The organism is Lysobacter sp. Soil_C_15, from assembly GCF_057657315.1.
In genome coordinates this window covers 483,653-503,431 of the sequence record NZ_JBDGIR010000002.1, presented here as the reverse complement: position 1 = coordinate 503,431, position 19,779 = coordinate 483,653, and the positions used below count along the sequence as shown (strand labels likewise).

The 19,779-nt window shown below is 70.6% G+C and carries 16 protein-coding genes; 10 read left to right on the top strand and 6 right to left on the bottom strand.

Going from position 1 to position 19,779, the window contains the following annotated elements; genetic code table 11:
- Positions 1 to 16: 16 nt before the first annotated feature.
- On the bottom strand, positions 17 to 1,552 hold the full coding sequence (locus AC3A57_RS06220) for a helicase HerA-like domain-containing protein (protein WP_487578090.1): 1,536 nt from the start codon (positions 1,550 to 1,552) through the stop codon (positions 17 to 19).
- 223 nt (positions 1,553 to 1,775) lie between these two features.
- Between AC3A57_RS06220 and AC3A57_RS06215 the strand changes: the two genes are divergently transcribed.
- On the top strand, positions 1,776 to 3,350 hold the full coding sequence (locus AC3A57_RS06215; RefSeq protein WP_487578089.1) for a transglycosylase SLT domain-containing protein: 1,575 nt from the start codon (positions 1,776 to 1,778) through the stop codon (positions 3,348 to 3,350).
- Between the two features lie 419 nt (positions 3,351 to 3,769).
- Positions 3,770 to 4,405 (top strand): lysoplasmalogenase, encoded by a 636-nt coding sequence (locus AC3A57_RS06210; protein ID WP_487578088.1) that lies wholly within the window; start codon positions 3,770 to 3,772, stop codon positions 4,403 to 4,405.
- Positions 4,406 to 4,491: 86 nt separating this feature from the next.
- Here the strand turns inward: AC3A57_RS06210 and AC3A57_RS06205 are convergent, their stop codons facing one another.
- From AC3A57_RS06205 to AC3A57_RS06195, 3 genes are all read right to left on the bottom strand, one after another.
- Entirely contained in the window at positions 4,492 to 5,508 is a 1,017-nt protein-coding gene (locus tag AC3A57_RS06205) for a hypothetical protein (protein WP_487578087.1), read from the bottom strand.
- Between the two features lie 83 nt (positions 5,509 to 5,591).
- Positions 5,592 to 6,440, bottom strand: a complete 849-nt coding sequence (gene asd / locus AC3A57_RS06200) for an archaetidylserine decarboxylase (RefSeq protein ID WP_487578086.1) — start codon at positions 6,438 to 6,440, stop codon at positions 5,592 to 5,594.
- Positions 6,437 to 7,084, bottom strand: a complete 648-nt coding sequence (locus AC3A57_RS06195) for an SCO family protein (protein WP_221672365.1) — start codon at positions 7,082 to 7,084, stop codon at positions 6,437 to 6,439. The genes asd and AC3A57_RS06195 overlap by 4 nt, the downstream gene beginning before the upstream one ends.
- A 493-nt stretch (positions 7,085 to 7,577) precedes the next feature.
- On the opposite strand from AC3A57_RS06195, the gene prmB reads away from it, so the two are divergent.
- The 7 genes from prmB (at position 7,578) to AC3A57_RS06160 (ending at position 16,493) form a co-directional block, all read left to right on the top strand.
- Positions 7,578 to 8,507, top strand: a complete 930-nt coding sequence (prmB, locus tag AC3A57_RS06190) for a 50S ribosomal protein L3 N(5)-glutamine methyltransferase (RefSeq protein ID WP_487578085.1) — start codon at positions 7,578 to 7,580, stop codon at positions 8,505 to 8,507.
- A gap of 574 nt (positions 8,508 to 9,081) precedes the next feature.
- Complete coding sequence (gene aroC / locus AC3A57_RS06185; protein ID WP_487578084.1) at positions 9,082 to 10,206, top strand: chorismate synthase; 1,125 nt, start codon at positions 9,082 to 9,084, stop codon at positions 10,204 to 10,206.
- A complete protein-coding gene (locus tag AC3A57_RS06180) occupies positions 10,199 to 11,212 on the top strand; it encodes a 2-hydroxyacid dehydrogenase (protein WP_487578083.1) in 1,014 nt (337 codons plus the stop codon). Before aroC ends, AC3A57_RS06180 begins: the two co-directional genes overlap by 8 nt.
- A gap of 175 nt (positions 11,213 to 11,387) precedes the next feature.
- Entirely contained in the window at positions 11,388 to 12,410 is a 1,023-nt protein-coding gene (locus tag AC3A57_RS06175) for an aspartate-semialdehyde dehydrogenase (protein WP_064748993.1), read from the top strand.
- 407 nt (positions 12,411 to 12,817) lie between these two features.
- Complete coding sequence (locus AC3A57_RS06170; protein ID WP_487578082.1) at positions 12,818 to 14,866, top strand: FimV/HubP family polar landmark protein; 2,049 nt, start codon at positions 12,818 to 12,820, stop codon at positions 14,864 to 14,866.
- Positions 14,867 to 14,994: 128 nt separating this feature from the next.
- Positions 14,995 to 15,834, top strand: a complete 840-nt coding sequence (gene truA / locus AC3A57_RS06165) for a tRNA pseudouridine(38-40) synthase TruA (protein WP_487578081.1) — start codon at positions 14,995 to 14,997, stop codon at positions 15,832 to 15,834.
- Positions 15,831 to 16,493 carry a phosphoribosylanthranilate isomerase gene (locus AC3A57_RS06160; RefSeq protein WP_487578080.1) on the top strand — a complete coding sequence of 221 codons (663 nt, stop codon included), beginning with the start codon at positions 15,831 to 15,833 and terminating at the stop codon, positions 16,491 to 16,493. Before truA ends, AC3A57_RS06160 begins: the two co-directional genes overlap by 4 nt.
- 27 nt (positions 16,494 to 16,520) lie before the next feature.
- Here AC3A57_RS06160 and AC3A57_RS06155 read toward each other — a convergent pair whose 3' ends face one another.
- Together AC3A57_RS06155 and AC3A57_RS06150 are read right to left on the bottom strand one after the other, a co-directional pair.
- A complete protein-coding gene (locus AC3A57_RS06155) occupies positions 16,521 to 17,147 on the bottom strand; it encodes a TetR/AcrR family transcriptional regulator (RefSeq protein WP_221672372.1) in 627 nt (208 codons plus the stop codon).
- A 37-nt stretch (positions 17,148 to 17,184) separates the two neighbouring features.
- Complete coding sequence (locus tag AC3A57_RS06150) at positions 17,185 to 17,442, bottom strand: acyl-CoA-binding protein (protein ID WP_064748188.1); 258 nt, start codon at positions 17,440 to 17,442, stop codon at positions 17,185 to 17,187.
- A 154-nt stretch (positions 17,443 to 17,596) separates the two neighbouring features.
- On the opposite strand from AC3A57_RS06150, the gene AC3A57_RS06145 reads away from it, so the two are divergent.
- Positions 17,597 to 19,585, top strand: a complete 1,989-nt coding sequence (locus AC3A57_RS06145) for an SDR family oxidoreductase (RefSeq protein ID WP_487578079.1) — start codon at positions 17,597 to 17,599, stop codon at positions 19,583 to 19,585.
- The last annotated feature ends 194 nt before the right edge of the window (positions 19,586 to 19,779 follow it).

The following is a 19,779-nucleotide window of genomic DNA, read 5'->3' as shown; positions in this document are numbered from 1 at the left end:
CGCAGTGCGGGCGGCGTCAGCGCTTGCCGCCGAAAATGCCGCCGAGCAGACCGCGCAGGATCTGCCTGCCGATCTGGCTGCCGACGGTGCGCGCGGTCTGCTTGGCCATGGTCTCGACCATGCCCTGGCGGCGCTTGGTGCCGAACACCGCGTCCTTGACCGCCTGGCCGAAACCGCCGGGCTCCTGGTCGTCCTGTTCGCGGGTCTTGGCCGCCGGCGCGTCGGCCTGGGCGGTCGCGGTCTCGGCGCGCTTGGCCAGCATTTCGGCGGCCGATTCGCGGTCGATCTCCTGGTCGTACTTGGTGCCGATGGGGCTGCCGGCGCGGACCTGCTGGCGCTCGGCCTCGGTGATCGCGCCCATCCGGCAGCGCGGCGGCGCGACCAGGGTGCGTTCGACCGGCATCGGCACGCCCTTGTCCTGCAGGGTCGAGACCAGCGCCTCGCCGGTGCCGAGCTTGGAGATCGCCTCGGCCACGTTCAGCGCCGGATTGGGCACGAAGGTCTCGGCGGCGGTGCGCACCGCCTTCTGGTCGCGCGGGGTGAAGGCGCGCAGCGCGTGCTGCACCCGGTTGCCGAGCTGGCCGAGGATGGCGTCGGGCACGTCGTCGGGGAACTGCGAGCAGAAGTACACGCCCACGCCCTTGGAGCGGATGATCCGCACCACCTGCTCGACCCGCTGCTGCAGCGCCGCCGGCGCGTCGTCGAACAGCAGGTGCGCCTCGTCGAACACGAACACCAGCTTGGGCCGGTCGAGGTCGCCGACCTCGGGCAGCTGTTCGAACAGCTCCGACAGCAGCCAGAGCAGGAAGCTGGAATACAGGCGCGGCTTGAGGATCAGCGAGTCGGCGGCGAGCACGTTGATCAGGCCGCGGCCGTCCTGGGTGGTGCGCATCAGGTCGGTCAGCTCCAGCGCCGGCTCGCCGAAGAAATGCGCGCCGCCTTCCTGCTCCAGGCGCAGCAGGGCGCGCTGGATCGCGCCGATCGACTGCGCGCTGACCAGGCCGTAGCTGGTCGAGATGTCCTTGCGCTCCTCGGCGACCAGGCCGAGCAGGGCGCGCAGGTCGGCCAGGTCGAGCAGCAGCAGGCCGCGGTCGTCGGCCAGCTTGAACACGATGTCGAGCACGCCGGACTGGGTGTCGTTGAGCTCCAGGATGCGCGAGATCAGGGTCGGGCCCATCTCGCTGACCGTGGTCCGTACCGGGTGGCCGAGCTTGCCGAACAGGTCCCAGAACACCACCGGATTGGCCGCCGGCGCGTAGTCGGCCAGACCGATCTCGGTCAGCCGCGCCTGCAGCTTGTCGTTGAGCGCGCCCGCCGCGGCCAGGCCGGCGACATCGCCTTTGACGTCGGCCAGGAACACCGGCACGCCCTGGCGCGAGAAGCCTTCGGCCAGGGTCATCAGGGTCACGGTCTTGCCGGTGCCGGTGGCGCCGGCGACCAGGCCGTGGCGGTTGCCGAGCTTGGTGTGCAGGAACACCTGGCCGCTGTCCGGCGTGGTCACCGCCTTGCCGATCAGGATGTCGTTCGGGTTTGCGCCGGGGGTCGGGGCCATGTCGCGTCCGTGGTTCAGGAATGAAGTGCGGGGACCGATTCTAGCGGCAGGCGCCGACAGCGGGCGTGCCGGGGATGAACCGCGGCCGCGCGCGCGGCGGCGGCATTCGTGGCGCCGCGCGACTCGACCGACCGGGCAATCCGGTAATGTGTCGCAGTCCTTGCCCGGCCCGGACCGGCGCCGTTACCCTGGCCCCCCGCAAAAAGGACGCGCTGCACGCCTCATGCCCGCTTTCTCCCGCATTCCCGGCGCGCTGGCGCCGCTCGCCGCGGCGCTCGCGCTGTACAGCCTGTCGCCGCAAGCCGCCGCCCTGTCCAAGCGCGACCAGGCCGCGGTCGATGCCCTGAACCAACGCATGCAGTCGGCCGAGGCGCGCTACCAGTCGGCCCTGGTCAAGATCCGCAACGCCGATCCGGCCGGTCGCCAGGACAGCGACGCCGCGCTGGAGGACATGGAGGACGTGATCGCGGCCTGCATGAAGCAGAAGGGCTGCCAGACCAACACCTTGCTGGCGGCCTACAAGCGCCTGCTCAAGGCCAACGCCGACGCGTCCGCCAGCGTCGACGACGACGGCGAGGACGCCGGCACCCTGGACAGCGAGGGCCTGGCCGCCGATGTCCCGGAGGCCGCGCGCGCGGCCGCGCTGCTCAGCGCCGACGGCCAGCGCTTCGTCAAGATGGTGCAGTACAACCCGGCGGTGCAGGCCGGCATCCGCCGCTGGCTGACCGACATGCGCGGCTCGCTGATGCAGAGCTACGACAACTACCAGTACATGCGCCAGATGATGTGGCCGCAGTTCGACCGTGCCGGCCTGCCCGAGGCGCTGCTGTTCGGGATCATGGCCAAGGAGTCCAACGGCAAGGTCCATGTGACCTCGCGCGCCGGCGCCGCTGGCCCGTTGCAGTTCATGTTCGCCACCGGCAAGCGCTTCGGCCTCGGCGACGACGGCTCGGGCTTCGACACCCGCTACGATCCGCGCGAATCCTCGCAGGCCGCGGCCGAGTACCTCAACGAACGCCTGGGCCAGCTCAACAACAGCATCGAGATGTCGCTGGCCGCCTACAACGGCGGCGAGGGCCGCGCGCTGCGGATCAACAACGCCAGCGGCGGGCGCAATTTCTGGGACGAGTCGGTGTACAACCAGTTCCCGGCCGAAACCCGCGATTACGTGCCGATGGTGATCGCCGCGGCCTGGCTGTTCCTGCACCCGCGCGAGTACGGCCTGAACTTCCACAAGGTCGACGCCAAACCGGCGCAGCTGCGCCTGAGCCGGCCGAGCTCGATCTACGAACTGACCATCTGCCTGGGCAGCAGCGGCACCCGCGAGGGCTACATGCGCGCGCTGCGCAACCTCAATCCGCGCTACCAGGCCGACACCTACCTGCCGGCCGGCACCACCCTCAACGCCACCGCACGCATGGTCGGCCTGTACAACCGCTGGTGCCTGCAGGGCAAGCGCGCCGAACTGGCCCGCACCCTGGTCAACAGCGACGTCGCCAGCGCCATCGTCCGCACCGGTCCGGTGACCGTGGTGCCGGGCACCGGCAACGGCGAAGACGGCACCGTGGCGACCGCCGTCGCCAGCGGCGTTGCGACCAGCGTCGCGACCGGCAAGCCGGCGCCGGCGAAGAAGCCGGCCAAGCCGGGCAGCTACAAGGTCCGCCGCGGCGAGACGCTGACCGACGTGGCGCAGAAGTTCCAGTGCGACACCAAGCAACTGGCCAAGGCCAACGGCATCAGGGCGCCGCGCTACCTGGTCAAGCCGGGGCAGACGCTGAAGCTGGCCGGCTGCGGCTGAGGATGCCGCCCGCCGGGCGTTCGCGGCGATCGGTCTACCTCTCGCCCGGCTCCCTCTCCGCAGCGGGAGCGGCGGCGCGTAATGGGCCGGCAGCATCCGGACTACCGGACAGCCGCGGCGATTCGGCTGCGGTGGGGTGAGAGGCTTCGCCGCCATCCCTGGTTGCTCGCTCCCTCTCGCGCCTGCGGGAGAGGGGCGGGGGTGAGGGCCGCGGCGCAGCCGCGAACGAGTGTAACGACGACGAAGGCGACGCCCGGCAGACGACGCATGGTCGCGGCGGCGCGAAGCTTGCACCGGTTCGCGGCTCGGCGCTGCGTCGTCCGGCTAAGCTGAGCGGCTTGCGCGGCCATCGCCGCGCGTCGAGGAGTTCCGCGCCGATGCACAGCTCAACGATGCGATCGCCGACCCGGTCCGCGGCCGTGTGGCGGAGCGTGGTCGCGGTCGTGGCGGCGCTCGCCATCGTCGGCGCCTATGCGGCGCCGTGGCTGCATTACCTGTGCAAGCCGGCGGCGACGCTGTCGATCGCGGCGATGGTGCTGCGCCTGGGCGCCGGCGCCGAGCCCGGCTATCGGCGCGCGATCGTCGCCGGCCTGCTGCTGTCGACCGCGGGCGATGTGTTCCTGATGCTGCCCGGCGACTGGTTCGTGTTCGGACTGGGCTCGTTCCTGTGCGCGCACATCGCCTATCTGGTCGGCCTGTGCCGGCGCGCGCGGCCGTTCGCGGCGCTGTGGCCGTTCCCGGCCTACGCGGCGCTCGCCGGCACGGTGTTGTGGGTGCTGTGGCCGCATCTGCCGGGCGAGTTGCGCATCCCGGTGGTCGTCTACGTCGCGGTGCTGGCGGCGATGGCGGCGCAGGCGGCGGCCGTGTGGCGCCGGCGCGCCGGTTCGGCCGCGGCGGCGGCCGCGCTCGGCGGCGCCTGCTTCGTGCTGTCCGATGCGACCTTGGCGATCGACCGTTTCGCCGCACCGTTCGCCGCCGCGCAGGCGCTGGTATTGGCCAGCTATTGGGCGGCGCAGTGGTGGATCGGCCGCTCGGCGACGCTGGCGCGGGATTGAACGAGCCGGCAGCGGCGGCTCGGCGGTCGTCGCCCTGCGCCCGTCCGCCGTCGTGCGGGCGCGGGCGCCGGCATCGATGCCGAGGCTCAACCGGCCGGCGCGGCCGGAGCGGTTTTGTCCGCCGGTGCGTCGGACGACGGCGCCAGCGCCTCGCGCGCCTTGTTCCACAAGCTGCCGGCGGCTTCGCCGGCCTGGCCGACGCCTTTCTGCAAGGACTCGCCCATCGGCCGCAGCTTCTGCTCGTCGGCCAGGTTTGCCGCGGCACGCACGGCGGTGGGGCCGTGTTGCTTGGCCGCGTCCCAGGCCAGGGTGGCGATCAGGCGCGGCATGAAGGCGAAGGAGTCGACGTCGCCGCCCTTGGCTTCGGCCTGGGCGATCAGCGAGGTCAGTTCCCTGCGCACCCCGGCCGGGACGCTGGGGTCCCGGCTCAGCCGCTTGAGTTCGACCAGCGCCTCGCCGACGCGGCCTTCCTGCACCGCCACGCCGACGGCGGCGATCTTGCCCAGCCACGGCGCCTGCAGCATCTGTCCGAGCGCGTCGGCGTGGATCTGGGCGCGGTCCCAGCGCTTTTCGCTGACCGCCAGATAGCCCAGGCCCAGGTGCAGGGTCAGCATCTGTCCGGCCGGCGTCTGCTCCGCGCCGGGCGCGCGCGGCGCGGCCCAGACCCGTTCGCTCTCGGCCTGGGCCAGTTGCGGCCATTCCTGCCGATGGAACGCGACCGAGCGCAGCGAGGCGGCGGCGAGGTCGTCGAACGGTGCGCAGTCCTGCGCTTCGACGATGTCGGTTTCGGCGATCGCCAAGGTGGTCTTGTCGGCGCCGAGCGCGGCGTAGGCGAGCAGCACGTGGGCGATGCACAGGTCGGCGGGGCCGATCGGCGGCAGCTCCGGCGCGGCGAGGCCGGCCTTGCCGCTCCACTGCGCGCCGAGCCGGTAGGCTTCGAGCGCGCCCGGCAGGCCGCTCTCGGACACGCGCCGGTACTGGGTATAGGCCAGGCCGTCGCGCAGCTCGGCCAATTGTTCGGTTTCGCTGTTGCCGCCGCAGGCGGTCAGGACGAGCGCGAGGCCGGCGACGGCGATAAGGCGCGGGCGCAGATGGTCGAACATGAATTCCCCTCCGTGGGAGCGTGGTCGGCAGGTCGGAACCGCGGCGGCGGCTTGCGCCGCGGCCGCAAGGGCGGTGCGCTGGTTCAGCGGTTGCGGCGCGCCAGCGCCTGGCCCAGCCGCACCGCGGTCTCGGCGCCCAGGCCGGGATCCAGCTCGGCCACGCCCGGCGGCAGCAGCACGATCACGGTCGAGCCGTAATTGAAGCGCGCCATTTCCGCGAAGCGTTTCAGGACGATGCCGCGGCCGCGGTAGTCCTTGCGCGTGACCCGGTCGGCGTAATGAGGAATTTCGACCCCGCCCCAGACCGTTTCCACGCCCGAGACCAGCAGCGCGCCGACCATCACCTGGACCATCGGCCCGAAGTCGGTGTCGAAGTGGCAGACCAGGCGCTCGTTGCGCGCGAACAATCGCGGCACGTTGCGCACCGCGTCGGGGCCGACGCTGAACAAACGTCCGGGCACGTGCACGGTTTCGCGCAGGGTGCCGGTCCAGGGCATGTGCACGCGGTGGTAGTCCTTCGGCGACAGGTACACGGTCGTGAATGCGCCGTCGCGGAACGGCGCCGCGGCGGCCTCGTCGCCGCCGAGCAGTTCGGCCGCGGTGAAGGACTGGCCCTTGGCCTGGAAGATCACCCCGTCGCGGATCGGGCCGCATTGGCTGATGCGGCCGTCGGCCGGCATCAGCAGGCTGCGCGGGTTCGGGTCGGCGACCCGCGCGCCGGGCTTGAGCGCACGGGTGAAGAAGGCATTGAAGGTCGGGTAGGCGCGCGGGTCGGGTTGCGCCGCCTCGTCCAGGTCGACGCCGAATTTCTCGGTGACCGTGTCGATCAGCCAGCGGCTGACCAGCGGGTTGTTCGAATAGGCCAGCACGCGCGCCAAGGTAGAGAGAAAGCGGTGCGGCAGGGCGTAGGTAAGGGTGGTGACCAGGCTCACGGCGCGGCCTCCGACAGGGCGGCCATGTCGGCGGCGATCGCGTTCGGGTCGAACGGTGGCCGGACCAGGCCGGCCATGCGGCCCTGCGCATCGAGCACGGCCAGGGTGGCGCTGTGGTCCATCGTGTACTGGTCGGCCGGGGCGCCGGCGGGCGCCGGCACTTTGGCGAACACCATCGCCAGCGATTTGGTGAAGGCCTCCAGCGCCGGCACGTCGGCGGTCGCGGCCAGGGTGTCCTTGTGGAAACCGTGGGCGTACTCGCCGATCCGGTCAGGCGTGTCGCGCTCGGGGTCGACCGAGACGAACAGCACCCGCGGGCGGCTGGCCTCGGGCAGAGACTCCCAGCGCTTCTGCGCCACCGACATCTCCGCCAGGGTGGTCGGGCAGACGTCGGGGCAATGGGTGAAGCCCAGGAACACCAGGGTCCAATGGCCCTTGAGCTCGCCCGGAATCAGCCGGGTGCCGTCGGACTGGCGCAGCGAGAACGGCGGCAGGGTGCGCGGCGGATCGAACAGGCGCACGGCGGTGGTCTGCGGCAGCTTGGGGCCGGCGGCGGAGCCGAAATAGCGGCTCGACGCCCACAGGCCGGCGGCGCCGGCGAGCACGGCGACCAGCAGGACGATGGCGGTGGTGCGATTGAACATGGCGGGTCCGATGACAGAGCCGGGCCATGATACCGATGGCGGACGCAGTCCGGTCGGGCGGGGTGGCGAGGGCTGCGGTGGGGGTGGCGGGCAAAGCCAAGGTCAAGGCCAAAGCCAAAGCCAAAGCCAAAGCCAATCCCCCCTGGCCCCCCTTTTTCAAAGGGGGGGGGATCCTTCGGCGGGGGGCGTGAGGCTGTTTTTGCCTCCTACCTCCTACCTCCTGCTTTTGCCGTTCCCCCCTTTGAAAAAGGGGGGCAGGGGGGATTTGCCTTTGCTGTTCCGCTTTTGCGTAAGCGAAGCCAAATCCCAAAGCCAATCCCCTCTGCCTCTTTGTCAAAGCGGAAATCAGCCGCTGGTTTCAAATGGGGCGCCGCTGTCGGGTTCACTGCAGACGGTTGACAGTCCCCTGCTCGGGCGCAACCGGCGGGCGCGGCGCCTGCGCATCCGCGGGCCGGCGGCTATACTGGGCGTCTTGCTTCGCCCTGGACCTGCCGTGCCCGCTTCCGTTTCCTTCGAACAGCTGACCCTCGTCGACCTGATCCGCTACGGGGCCAGCCGCTTCAACGCGGCCGGGCTGACCTTCGGCCACAGCTACGACAACGCCCTGGACGAGGCGACCCAGCTGGTCTTGCACGCCCTGCACCTGCCGCACGACCTGGGCCCGGTCTACGGCCAGGGCCGGGTCACCACGGAAGAAAAGGACGCCGTGCTGGCGCTGTTCGAACGCCGCGTCGCCGAGCGCATCCCGGCCGCCTACCTGACCGGCGAGGCCTGGTTCGCCGGGCTCAGCTTCAAGAGCGACCGTCGCGCCCTGGTGCCGCGTTCGCCGATCGCCGAACTGATCGAGGCCGGCTTCGAGCCCTGGCTGGGCGGCCGCGAAGTCAACCGCGCGCTCGACCTGTGCACCGGCTCGGGTTGCATCGCCATCGCCACCGCGCATTACCACCCCGACTGGGCGGTGATCGGCGCCGACATCAACGATGAGGCGCTGTCGCTGGCGGCCGAGAACCAGCAGCGCCTGCACGCCGGCAACGTCGAACTGCGCAAGTCCGACCTGTTCGCGGGCCTGCAGGGCGAGGTCTTCGATCTGATCGTGACCAATCCGCCTTACGTCACCAACGACGAAACCGACGCCCTGCCGCAGGAGTATTCGTACGAGCCCGAACTGGGCCTGCGCGCCGGCGACGACGGCCTCGACCTCGCGCTCAAGATCCTGCGCGACGCCCCCGATCACCTCAGCGAGCACGGCCTGCTGATCTGCGAAGTCGGCGAAGCCGAGCGCGCCCTGGTCGAGCTGCTGCCGGAACTGCCGCTGGCCTGGGTCGAATTCAAGGTCGGCCAGATGGGCATCTTCGTGGCCGAGCGCCACGACCTGGTCGAACACCACGTGCGGATCAAACGCCTCGCCGACGCGCGCGGCTGAGTCGTGCGCGTCGGCGGTCGGTAGCGGGGCGGCCCCAGCCGTCGCCGCGACGCGGCGCGAGCGCTGACCCCTTCAGTGCGAAGCCCGGCGCAGACCGGCTGAAATTCACAAATGCGCCCGTAAGCGCCCCGCGGCGCGTGCGCTCCCATCCTTGCCGCCCGCGGATCCGCGGCCCGCTCCCCGCCGGAGCCGGCCGCATCGGAGCCGACGGCCGTCCCTGCGACCTTCGGTCCGCGAACGGCGGGCTTGGTTACAGCGGAAACCGCGACGCTCGGCTAAGGTGAGCCGGTCGGCGCTGCCGTGGGCCGGTCCCGCGCCGTGTCCTCTTCGCGATCCGCAATGCGCCCATCCGCCTGCCGTCCGGCAGCGCGGCCGGCGCGAGCCGGCGGCGAAGGGCGCCGGCCGACCCGATGGGTGATGACGAGCGCGCAATCGGTCATTTCCGTGCGCAAACCCGGCGTCATACCATCGCAACAGCGTTCGCGCGGCCCGGCTTCATCTTCGGCACACGCGCGGCCCCCATCATCGTTTCCGTCCCTGCCGGCGCCTGCCGGCTCGCACCAGGATTCCGGTTGTGTCCAGCAACAGCTTCGGCAAGCTCTTCACCGTGACCACCTTCGGCGAAAGCCACGGCCCGGCCATCGGCTGCGTGGTCGACGGCTGCCCGCCCGGGCTGGCGATCGCGCCGGAAGAGTTCCGCCACGACCTCGACCGCCGCGCGACCGGCCGCTCGCGCCACACCTCGCAGCGGCGCGAGGCCGACGAAATCGAAATCCTCAGCGGCGTCTACCAGGGCCTGACCACCGGCACCCCGATCGCGCTGCTGATCCGCAACACCGACGCGCGCAGCAAGGACTACGGCTCGATCGCCGAGCAGTTCCGTCCCGGCCACGCCGATTACAGCTACTGGCAGAAGTACGGCCTGCGCGATCCGCGCGGCGGCGGCCGCTCCTCGGCGCGCGAGACCACCATGCGCGTCGCCGCCGGGGTGATCGCCAAGAAGTGGCTGGCCCAGCGCTACGGGGTGCGCGTGCAGGGCTTCATGACCCAGATCGGCGAGATCGTGCCGCGCGGCTACGACCTGTCGGCGGTCGAGGACAATCCCTTCTTCTGGCCCGACGCCGGCCAGGTGGCCGAGCTGGAAAGCTACATGGACGCGCTGCGCAAGTCCGGAGACTCGGTCGGCGGCCGCGTCGACGTGATCGCCGACGGCGTGCCGCCGGGCTGGGGCGAGCCGATCTACGGCAAGCTCGACGGCGAACTGGCCGCGGCGCTGATGAGCATCAACGCGGTCAAGGGCGTGGAGATCGGCGACGGCTTCGCCGCGGTCGCGCAGAAGGGCACCGAGCACCGCGACGAAATCTCGCGCGCCGGCTTCGCCAGCAACCACGCCGGCGGCATCCTCGGCGGCATCAGCACCGGCCAGCAGCTGCGCTGCTCGACCGCGTTCAAGCCGACCTCGAGCCTGCGCCTGCCCGGGCGCAGCGTCGACGTGCACGGCAACCCGGTCGAGGTTGTCACCACCGGCCGCCACGACCCCTGCGTGGCGATGCGCGCCGCGCCGATCTGCGAGGCGATGGTCGCGCTGGTGCTGATCGACCAGGCGCTGCGCCACCGCGCTCAGTGCGGCGACGTCGGCGAGGTCGCCCCACGCATTCCGGCCGCGCCCGGCTTCGGCGACGCGCACGGCGATGACTGAGCGCCCGCGCGTCTGGGTCTCGCAACCGCTGTTCGACGACATCGTCGCGCGGCTGGGCGAGCATTTCGAGGTGACCGCCACGCCCGTCGTGACCCGGCACGCGCCGGACGCGCTGGCGGCCGCGCTGGCCCAGGCCGACGGCGCCCTGGTCACCCTCAACGATCCGATCGGCGCGGCCGAGATCGCCGCCGCGCCGCGCCTGCGCGCGATCGCCAACGTCGGCGTCGGCTACAACAACCTCGACCTGGCGGCGCTGGGCGCAGCCGGGATCCTGGTCACCAACACGCCAGACGTGCTGACCGAGACCACCGCCGATTTCGGCTTCGCCCTGATGATGGCGACCGCGCGCCGGATCGGCGAGGCCGAGCGCTGGCTGCGCGAGGGCCAGTGGCGGCAGTGGAGCTTCGACGCGCTGCTCGGCGGCGACGTGCACGGCGCCACCCTCGGCATCCTCGGCATGGGCCGGATCGGCCGCGCCATCGCCCGCCGCGCCGGCGGTTTCGGCATGCGCGTGCTGTACCACAATCGCAGCCGGCTCGATCCGCAGCTGGAGCGCGAGCACGCCGCCGAGTACGTCGGCTTCGACGAACTGCTGGCGCGCGCCGATCACCTGATTCTGGTGCTGCCGTATTCGCCGCAGACGCATCATCTGATCGACGCCGCGGCGCTGGCCAAGCTGCGCCCGCACGCGACCCTGACCAACATCGCCCGCGGCGGGATCGTCGACGAGGACGCGCTGTGCGACGCGCTGGAACAGGGCCGCCTAGCCGGCGCCGGCCTGGACGTGTTCGAGGGCGAGCCCGCGCTCAACCCGCGCCTGCTGCGCCAGCGCCGGGTGGTGCTGACCCCGCACATCGCCAGCGGCAGCCTGGCCACGCGCCGGGCGATGGTCGCGCTGGCGGTCGACAACCTGATCGCCGCGCTGGGCTACGGACCGGACGCCGGCCGCCCGCGATCGGCGGTGAATGCCGGGACTCGGGACTCGGGACTCGGGACTCGCGATTAGGGAGCAAGGATTAGGGTTGGCGATCAAGTGCACTGGGAACCGGGGACGGCGATCGAAGGCTTTTGCGAGTCCCGAGTCCCGAAGCTCAAGTCCCAAGCTCCTCCCCGCAACAAAAAAAGCAACACCCGCCGGAAATGGGTCCGGCGGTCCCCACTAGTCAGGTAACTGAGAACAGATGAACGCCAAGACGTCCTGCAATGTCGCCGTCGTCGGTGCTACCGGCGCGGTCGGTGAAACCATGCTCAAGGTGTTGGCCGAACGCAAATTCCCGATCGGTCAGCTGCATGTGTTGGCGAGCGAGCGCTCGGCGGGAGAGAAAATCGAATTCGGCGGCAAAACCATCGTGGTTCAAGACCTGGCCAAGTTCGATCCCGCCGGGGTCGATATCGCGCTGTTCTCGGCCGGCGGCTCGGTGTCCAAGGAATACGCGCCCAAGTTCGCCGCCGCCGGCGCGGTGGTGATCGACAACTCCTCGGCCTTCCGCTACCAGGACGACGTGCCGCTGGTGGTCAGCGAGGTCAACCCGGAGGCGGCCAAGAACCGCCCGCTGGGGATCATCGCCAACCCGAACTGCTCGACCATGCAGATGCTGGTCGCGCTGGCGCCGATCCACCGCAAGGCCAAGATCGAGCGGATCAACGTCGCCACCTACCAGTCGGTGTCGGGCACCGGCAAGCGCGCGATGGAGGAACTGGGCCGGCAGACCGCCGCGCTGCTGAACTTCCAGGAAGCCAAGCCGGAGATCTACCCGGTGCAGATCGCCTTCAACGTGATCCCGCACGGCGGCGACTTCACCGACAACGGCTACACCACCGAGGAAATGAAGCTGGTCTGGGAGACCCGCAAGATCCTCGGCGACGACAGCATCGGGGTCAACGCGACCGTAGTCCGGGTGCCGGTGTTCTACGGCCATTCCGAAGCCGTGCACATCGAGACCCGCGACAAGCTCAGCGCCGCCGACGCACGCGCTTTGCTGGAACGGTCGCCGGGTCTGGAGGTGGTGGACGAGGCCAAGGGCGGCGGTTATCCGACCCCGGTCACCCACGCCTCCGGCAACGACCCGGTCTACGTCGGCCGCATTCGCGACGACATCTCGCATCCGCGCGGGCTGTCGCTGTGGGTGGTCGCCGACAACATCCGCAAGGGCGCGGCGACCAACGCCGTGCAACTGGCGGAGCTGGTCTGGAACGAGCGCTGATCCACCCTCGACCGGCGTCGCGCGAGCGGCGCCGGTCGGCCAAGTATCGGGCCCTGCGGGGCCCGATTTTTTTAGCGGCCGTTCGCGTCGCCGTTACCCCTTTGCCGGCACAGCTATTGCCTTTGCCGTTCCCCCCTTTGAAAAAGGGGGGCAGGGGGGATTTGCTCTGGCCTTTGCGGCGAACGGAGCAAAAGCAATTCCCCCTAACCCCCCCCCCTTTTCAAAGGGGGGACCGGTAGGAGAGGGCGTAAGGGCGGCGAGGGTGAAAACCACCGTTACGCAACGCTGCGCAAACCGCGACGGCGCCGCTTGCATCCTTGCCGCGATAGCGCAAACTTAACAACGCGTTGCGCATTCAGCCCATCGACCGCTAGAGTCGCCGCCTGACATCGAGATTGGGACCGTCCGTGACCTCAGGTTTTGCACGCACCGCACTGGCTTTGTCCCTGGCCCTGGCCAGCGGCGCCGCCTGCGCGCTGGGGCTGGGGCAGATCGAGGTCAAATCGCGCGCCGGCCAGCCTTTGCTGGCGGAAATCCCGGTGATCTCCAGCGACCGCGACGAGCTGGCCCAATTGCGCGCCGGCCTGGCCTCGCCGGAGACCTTCCAGCGCATCGGCCTGCAGCCGCCGCAGGGCATCGTCACCGACCTGCGTTTCACTTTGGCTCTGGACGCCGCCGGCAAGCCGGTGATCCGGGTCACCAGCAGCCAGCCGGTGACCCAGCCGCTGCTGACCTTCCTGATCGAAGTCGATTGGGGCCAGGGCCGCCTGACCCGCGAATACTCGGCGCTGATCGATACCCCGCGCACCGCGGCGGCGCCGATGCAGCCGCCGATCAAGGCCCCGACCGGGGCCGCGTCCAACACCATCGAACGCCCGCTGGAGGCGCCGCTGCCGTTCGGCGCGCAGCCGCAGCAGAGCGACCCGCTGGCGGTCGAGAACCAGCTCGGCAGCCAGGACCCGAGCCTGATCGGCGCCGCGCCGCCCAGCCCGCTTCCGGCCGAGCCGGAACCGATCGCGATGCAGCCCGAGCCGGCGCCCATGCCGGCGCCGCCGCGCGCCAACGCCGGCACCATCGAACGCCCGGCGCCGCGTCCGGCCGCGCCGGCGGCCGACCCCGAAGGCGGCATCGTGGTCGCGCGCGGCCAGACCCTGTCGAGCATCGCCGCCGGCCTGGCCGGCGGGCACAGCCTCGACCAGACCATGATCGCGCTGCTGCGCGCCAACCCCGAAGCTTTCATCGGCGGCAACGTCAACCGCCTGCGCCAGGGCGCGGTGCTGCGCCTGCCGGCCGACGGCGTCGCCGCGATCGATCCGCGCGAGGCCAGCGAACTGGTCCGGGCCCAGGTCCAGCAGTGGCGCCAGGCGCGCCAGCCGGTGCCGCAGCCGATCGGCCTGGAAGCCGACCGGACCGCCAACGCCCCAGTCGCGCCGGCGGCGCAGAACGCGGCGCGCGGCAGCGACGCGCGTTTGGAAATCGTGCCGCCGGGCGCCAGCCGCGCGACCCAGGCCGGAACACAGTCCGGCCTCAGCGCCGGAGGCGAGGGCAACATGATGCGTCAGGAGATCCAGCAGGCCAACGAAACCCTCGCCGCGCGCGAGGCCGAGCTGGCCGAACTCAAGAGCCGGGTCGCCGAGCTGGAAAAACTGCAGAACGATCAGCAGAAACTGATCGCATTGAAGGACAGCGAACTGACCGCGACCCAGCAGCGCCTGGCCGAGCAACAGGCGCGCGCCGACAGCGGCTCGCCGCTGCCGTGGCTGTTCGGCGGCCTCGGCGTGCTGGCCCTGCTGGTCGGCGGCTGGGTGCTGAGCCGGCGCGAGCCCAAGCGGCCGAATTTCCGCGCGCCGCAGGCCGATGCGCCGGTCTCGTCGCGCCCGTCGCCGGCGCCCGCGTCGGCCGCCGCCGCCGATGCCGCGGCCGGCGATGCGCTGCGCCGCCGCCCCGAACCGGCGGCCGAAGTGATCGACCCGGTCGCGCAGTTGCTCGGCGAGGCCCCGGCCGAGCGTCGCAGCGAACCGCAACGCGCCGAGCCGGCGCCCGCGGCGGAGGCACCCGTCGTCGCCGAGCCGGCCCCGGCCGCGCAACCGTTCTGGACCTCGCCGCGGCAGGAGCCGCAGTCCGCCCCGCAGCAGCGGGTGCCGACCTGGCATGCGGCCGAAGCCGGCAGCGCGCGCAACGCCGCGCCGCTGCGCAGCGAACCCAAGCTCGAGCGGGCCGCGCCGAGCGCCGATCCGGTCGTTCCGGCCGCCGGCCCGGCCGCGCCCGCCGCCGACGCCGCGTCCGGCCAGGCCGCGCCCGGCCAAGAGCGGATCGAACTGGCCCGGGCCTACCTCGACCTCGGCGACGAAGGCAGCGCCCGGCAACTGCTCGGCGAAGTGTTGATCAACGGCGACCATGCCGCGCGCCAGCAAGCGGCGCGGATGCTGCGCGAACTCGAGGCGTCCTCGGGCTGAGCCTGATCGGCCGGCCCTGATCGGTCGGCCCTGATCGGTCGATCCCGGACGGCCCTCCGAGACGAACCACCCGTGCCGGACCACGCGTCCGGACCACCCCTGGGCCCGCACGGGCAGGGCGGAGAGCCATGGCGGTAGAACAACAAGCAAGCCCGGATTCCGCAGCCGCACCGCTGCGGCGTTACGCCCTGGGCGTGGAATACGATGGCGGCGAATTCTCCGGCTGGCAGCGCCTGGTTCGCCCCGGCGAGCCGGACCGGCGCGGCGAGCCCACCGTGCAGGGCACCCTGGAGACGGCGCTGTCGTTCGTCGCCGGCGGCCAGATCGACGTGGTCTGCGCCGGCCGCACCGATGCCGGGGTGCATGCGGCCTGCCAGGTGGTGCATTTCGACAGCCCGGTCGAGCGCGACCTGCGCGGCTGGGTGTTGGGCACCACCTCGCGCCTGCCGCCCTCGGTCTGCGTGCGCTGGTGCCTGCCGGTGGCGGCGGATTTTCACGCCCGTTTTTCGGCCCGGGCGCGCCGCTACCGCTACCGGATCCTCAACCGGCCGGTGCGGCCGGCGCTGCAGCGCCAGTACCTGACGTGGGAGCGGCGCCCGCTCGACGCCGACGCCATGCACCGGGCGGCCCAGGCCCTGCTGGGCGAAAACGACTTCTCGGCGTTCCGTACCGTGCACTGCCAGGCCCCGCACGCGCGGCGCGACCTGCAGTACATCGCGGTGCGGCGCGACGGCGATGTGGTGGAGGTCGAAGTCCAGGCGAACGCCTTTCTTCACCATATGGTGCGCAACATTGTCGGAAGCTTGTTGCCGGTCGGCCGCGGGGAGCAGCCGGAAGCCTGGATCGGCGAGTTGCTCGCCGGCCGCGACCGGACCGTCGCCGGGCCGACCGCGCCATCGTCCGGCCTGCTGTTCGTCGGACCGCGCTACCCCGCCGATTGCCAGTTGCCCGCCGAGGTCACCCTTTGAGCCAGCCCCGCACCCTGTTCCGTACCCGCGTCAAATTCTGCGGTTTCACCCGCCCCGGCGACGTGCGCCTGGCATGCGAGCTGGGCGCCGATGCGATCGGCTTCGTGTTCGCCGCCGGCAGCTCGCGCCGGGTCGCGGCCGAGGAGGCGCGGGCGATGCGCCAGGCGCTGGCGCCGCTGGTCGATGCGGTGGCCCTGTTCATGGACAACCCGGTCGAGGAAGTGCGCGAGGTCGTGCGCCAGGTCCGGCCGAGCCTGCTGCAGTTCCACGGCAACGAGGACGATGCCTTCTGCCGCGGCTTCGGCGTGCCCTACCTGAAGGCGATCGCGATGGGCGGCGAGCTGGCCGACCAGCACCCGGCGGCGCTGCACTCGCGTTTTCCGGGCGCGGCCGGTTTCCTGTTCGACAGCCATGCCGCCGGCGGCAGCGGCGGCAGCGGCAAGACCTTCGACTGGAAGCGCATCCCGGTCGGGGTGCAGAAGCCGTTCGTGCTGGCCGGCGGAATCACCCCGGACAACGTCTTCGAGGCGATCCTGGCGACCCTGCCCTGGGGCGTGGACGTGTCCAGCGGCATCGAGAGCGCGCCAGGGCTGAAGGACGGCGACAAGATGCGCCGCTTCGTCGAGGAAGTGCGGCGCGCCGACTGCCACGTCGACTGAAACCCCCGCCCGATCCGCGCCGCGGCCTCAGTCCAGGTAGGCGCGGATCAGCGTGTTCAGGTGCAGCCGCTCGGCATCGCGCAGGAACGGCGCCAACAGCATCATGACCTGGACGATGCCGTCGCGGATCGCGGCGTGCTCGTCCTTGTCGCCGCGCGCGGCGGCGTAATTGAGCCAGAAGGTCGCGATCACCAGCACGTTGGTCGCGGTCGCGGCCAGCTCGTCGCCGGAGGCGCGCATCACCCCGGCCTGGGACAGGCCGCGCATGACCAGATGCGCCTGTTCGTCGGCGCGCTTGAGGATGCGGGCGAAGCGCAGGCGCAGGCGGCGGTTGCGGCTGAGGATCTCGACCAGATCGCGGTACAGGAAGCGGTAATCCCAGATGCACTCGAACACCAGGTGCAGCTGCAGCCAGATGTCCTCCAGCCCGGGCAGGCGCCCCTGCGGCGCGGCGAGCGCGGCGTCCATGCGCTCCTCGAAGCGCGCGAACAGCTGCTCGATGATGTCGTCCTTGTTGCGGAAGTGGTAGTACAGGTTGCCGGGGCTGATCTCCAGCTCGTCGGCGATGTGGTTGGTGGTGACGTTCGGCTCGCCCTGCGCGTTGAACATGGTCAACGCGCTGTCGAGGATGCGCTGGCGGGTCTGTTTCGCCATCGGGCGGCCAGGGAGCGTGGGGGCGGGCGGCGCGGCGTCAGCCGCGCAGCTTCTTGACCAGGTCGACGTACTTCTTCATCGCGTCGGCCTGGGCGGTGCCCTTGAGCTTCTCCCAGGCTTCGTACTTGGCCGTGCCGACGAAGTCGAAGAAACCGGGCTTGGGGCCGCTGACGTCGCCGTCGGCGCCCTGCTTGTACAGCGCGTACAAGCGCAGCAGGGTGTCGTTGTCGGGGCGTTCGGGCAGCGACTGCACGTCTTTGGCGGCTTGTTCGAATGCGGCTTGGATATCGGACACGGCGGGCCTCTCCTGGGCACCAGGGCGAAGGGGCATCACAGCATGCGCCCCGGAGGCGGTCAATACGGAAAAGAATTGTTACCGCGCCCGGGCTCTGGCACCGTAGCGGGAAGCCGCCGGACGTGGCGGCCGATCGGCCATCCAGGAGAGGGGTATGAGCTATTTCGTCACCGGCGCGACGGGTTTCATCGGTCGCTTCCTCGTCAGCAACCTGCTGAAACGCAAGGGCACGATCCACGTGCTGGTGCGCAAGGATTCGCAGAAGAAGTTCGACGCCATCGCCAAGAAGATGGGCTGGGACCTCAAGCGTGTGATCCCGGTCGCAGGCGACATGGGCCAGGCCAAGTGCGGGCTCAGCGCGGCGCAGATCCGCGCGCTCAACGGCAAGATCAAGCATTTCTTCCACCTCGCCGCGATCTACGACCTGACCGCCAGCGTCGCCGCGCAGCGCTCGGCCAACATCGACGGCACCCAGCACGCGCTGGACCTGGGCGCCGCGCTCAACGTCGGCTGCTTCCACCACACCAGTTCGATCGCCGCCGCCGGCCTGTACCCGGGGGTGTTCCGCGAGGACATGTTCGACGAGGCCGAAGGCCTGGACGACCCGTACCTGCGCACCAAGCACGATTCCGAAGGCCTGGTCCGCGCCGAGAAGCGGATCAAGTGGCGGATCTACCGCCCCGGCATGGTGGTCGGCCACTCGCAGACCGGCGAGATGGACAAGATCGACGGCCCGTATTACTTCTTCACCTTCCTCAAGAAGCTGCGCGAGATGCTGCCGCCGTGGATGCCGATGCTCGGCGTCGAGGGCGGGCGGATCAACATCATCCCGGTCGACTACGTGGTCGACGCGATGGACCACATCGCGCACAAGCCCAAGCTCGACGGCCACTGCTTCCATCTGACCGATCCGGAGCCGCAGCGCGTCGGCGAAGTGCTCAACACCTTCGCCCGCGCCGGCCACACCCCGGAGATGACCATGCGCATCGACGCGCGCATGTTCGCCTTCGTGCCCAGCGGCATCCGCGGCGCGGTCGGCAACCTGCCGCCGGTCAAGCGCTTCATCGGCATGCTGCTGCGCGACTTCAAGATTCCCAAGGAAACCTTGAAGTTCATCACTTATCCGACCCGCTTCGACAACCGCGAGACCGAGCGCGCGCTGCGCGGCAGCGGGATCAAGGTGCCGCGCCTGGACGACTACGCCTGGCGCCTGTGGGACTACTGGGAACGCCACCTCGACCCGGACCTGTTCGTCGACCGCAGCCTCAAGGGCAAGGTGCGCAACAAGGTCGTGGTCATCACCGGCGGCTCCTCGGGCATCGGCCTGGCGACCGCGGAGAAGGTCGCCGCGGCCGGCGCCGTCACCGTCATCGTCGCCCGCGGCGAAGAGGAACTGTTCAAGGCCCGCGACGCGATGAAGGCGGCCGGCGGCAAGGTGTTCGCCTACACCGCCGACCTGGCCGACATGGCCGACTGCGACCGCCTGATCAAGACCATCCTCGACGAGCACGGCCACGTCGACATCCTGGTCAACAACGCCGGCCGTTCGATCCGCCGCTCGATCGAACTGAGCTACGACCGCTTCCACGATTTCGAGCGCACCATGCAGCTGAACTACTTCGGCAGCCTGCGCCTGATCATGGGCTTCATGCCGAAGATGACCGAGCGCCGCAAGGGCCATATCATCAACATCAGCTCGATCGGCGTGCTGGCCAACTCGCCGCGGTTCTCGGCCTACGTGGCTTCCAAGGCGGCGCTGGACGCGTTCAGCCGCTGCGCCCAGGGCGAGCTGTCGGGCAAGGGCATCAGCTTCACCACGATCAACATGCCGCTGGTGAAGACGCCGATGATCGCGCCGACCAAGATGTACGACAGCGTGCCGACCCTGACCCCGGACGAGGCCGCCGACCTGGTGGTCAAGGGCATCATCGAGAAGCCCAGCCGCATCGCCACCCGCCTGGGCATCTTCGCCAGCGTGGTCAACGCGCTGGCGCCGAAGGCCTACGAAGTGGTGATGAGCACCGCGTTCGAACTGTTCCCCGATTCGGCCGCCGCCAAGGGCGACCGCAAGGGACTCAAGGACGAACACGCCAGCAACGAGCAGATCGCCTTCGCCGCGTTGATGCGCGGCGTGCATTGGTAACGGCGTTTCCGACGGATGGCAGGCATCGGGGCGGCCAGGGCCGCCCCGATGCGTTTGCGCGAAGGATTTGCCGCACCAGGGCAACGCCGCGCAGCCGCCCCTACAAAAAGCGTGCGGCCGCCGCGTGCCACCCCCTGTAGGAGCGGCGTGAGCCGCGACCGCCGCAGCGGTGTACGCAAGCGGAGCTGTCCGCA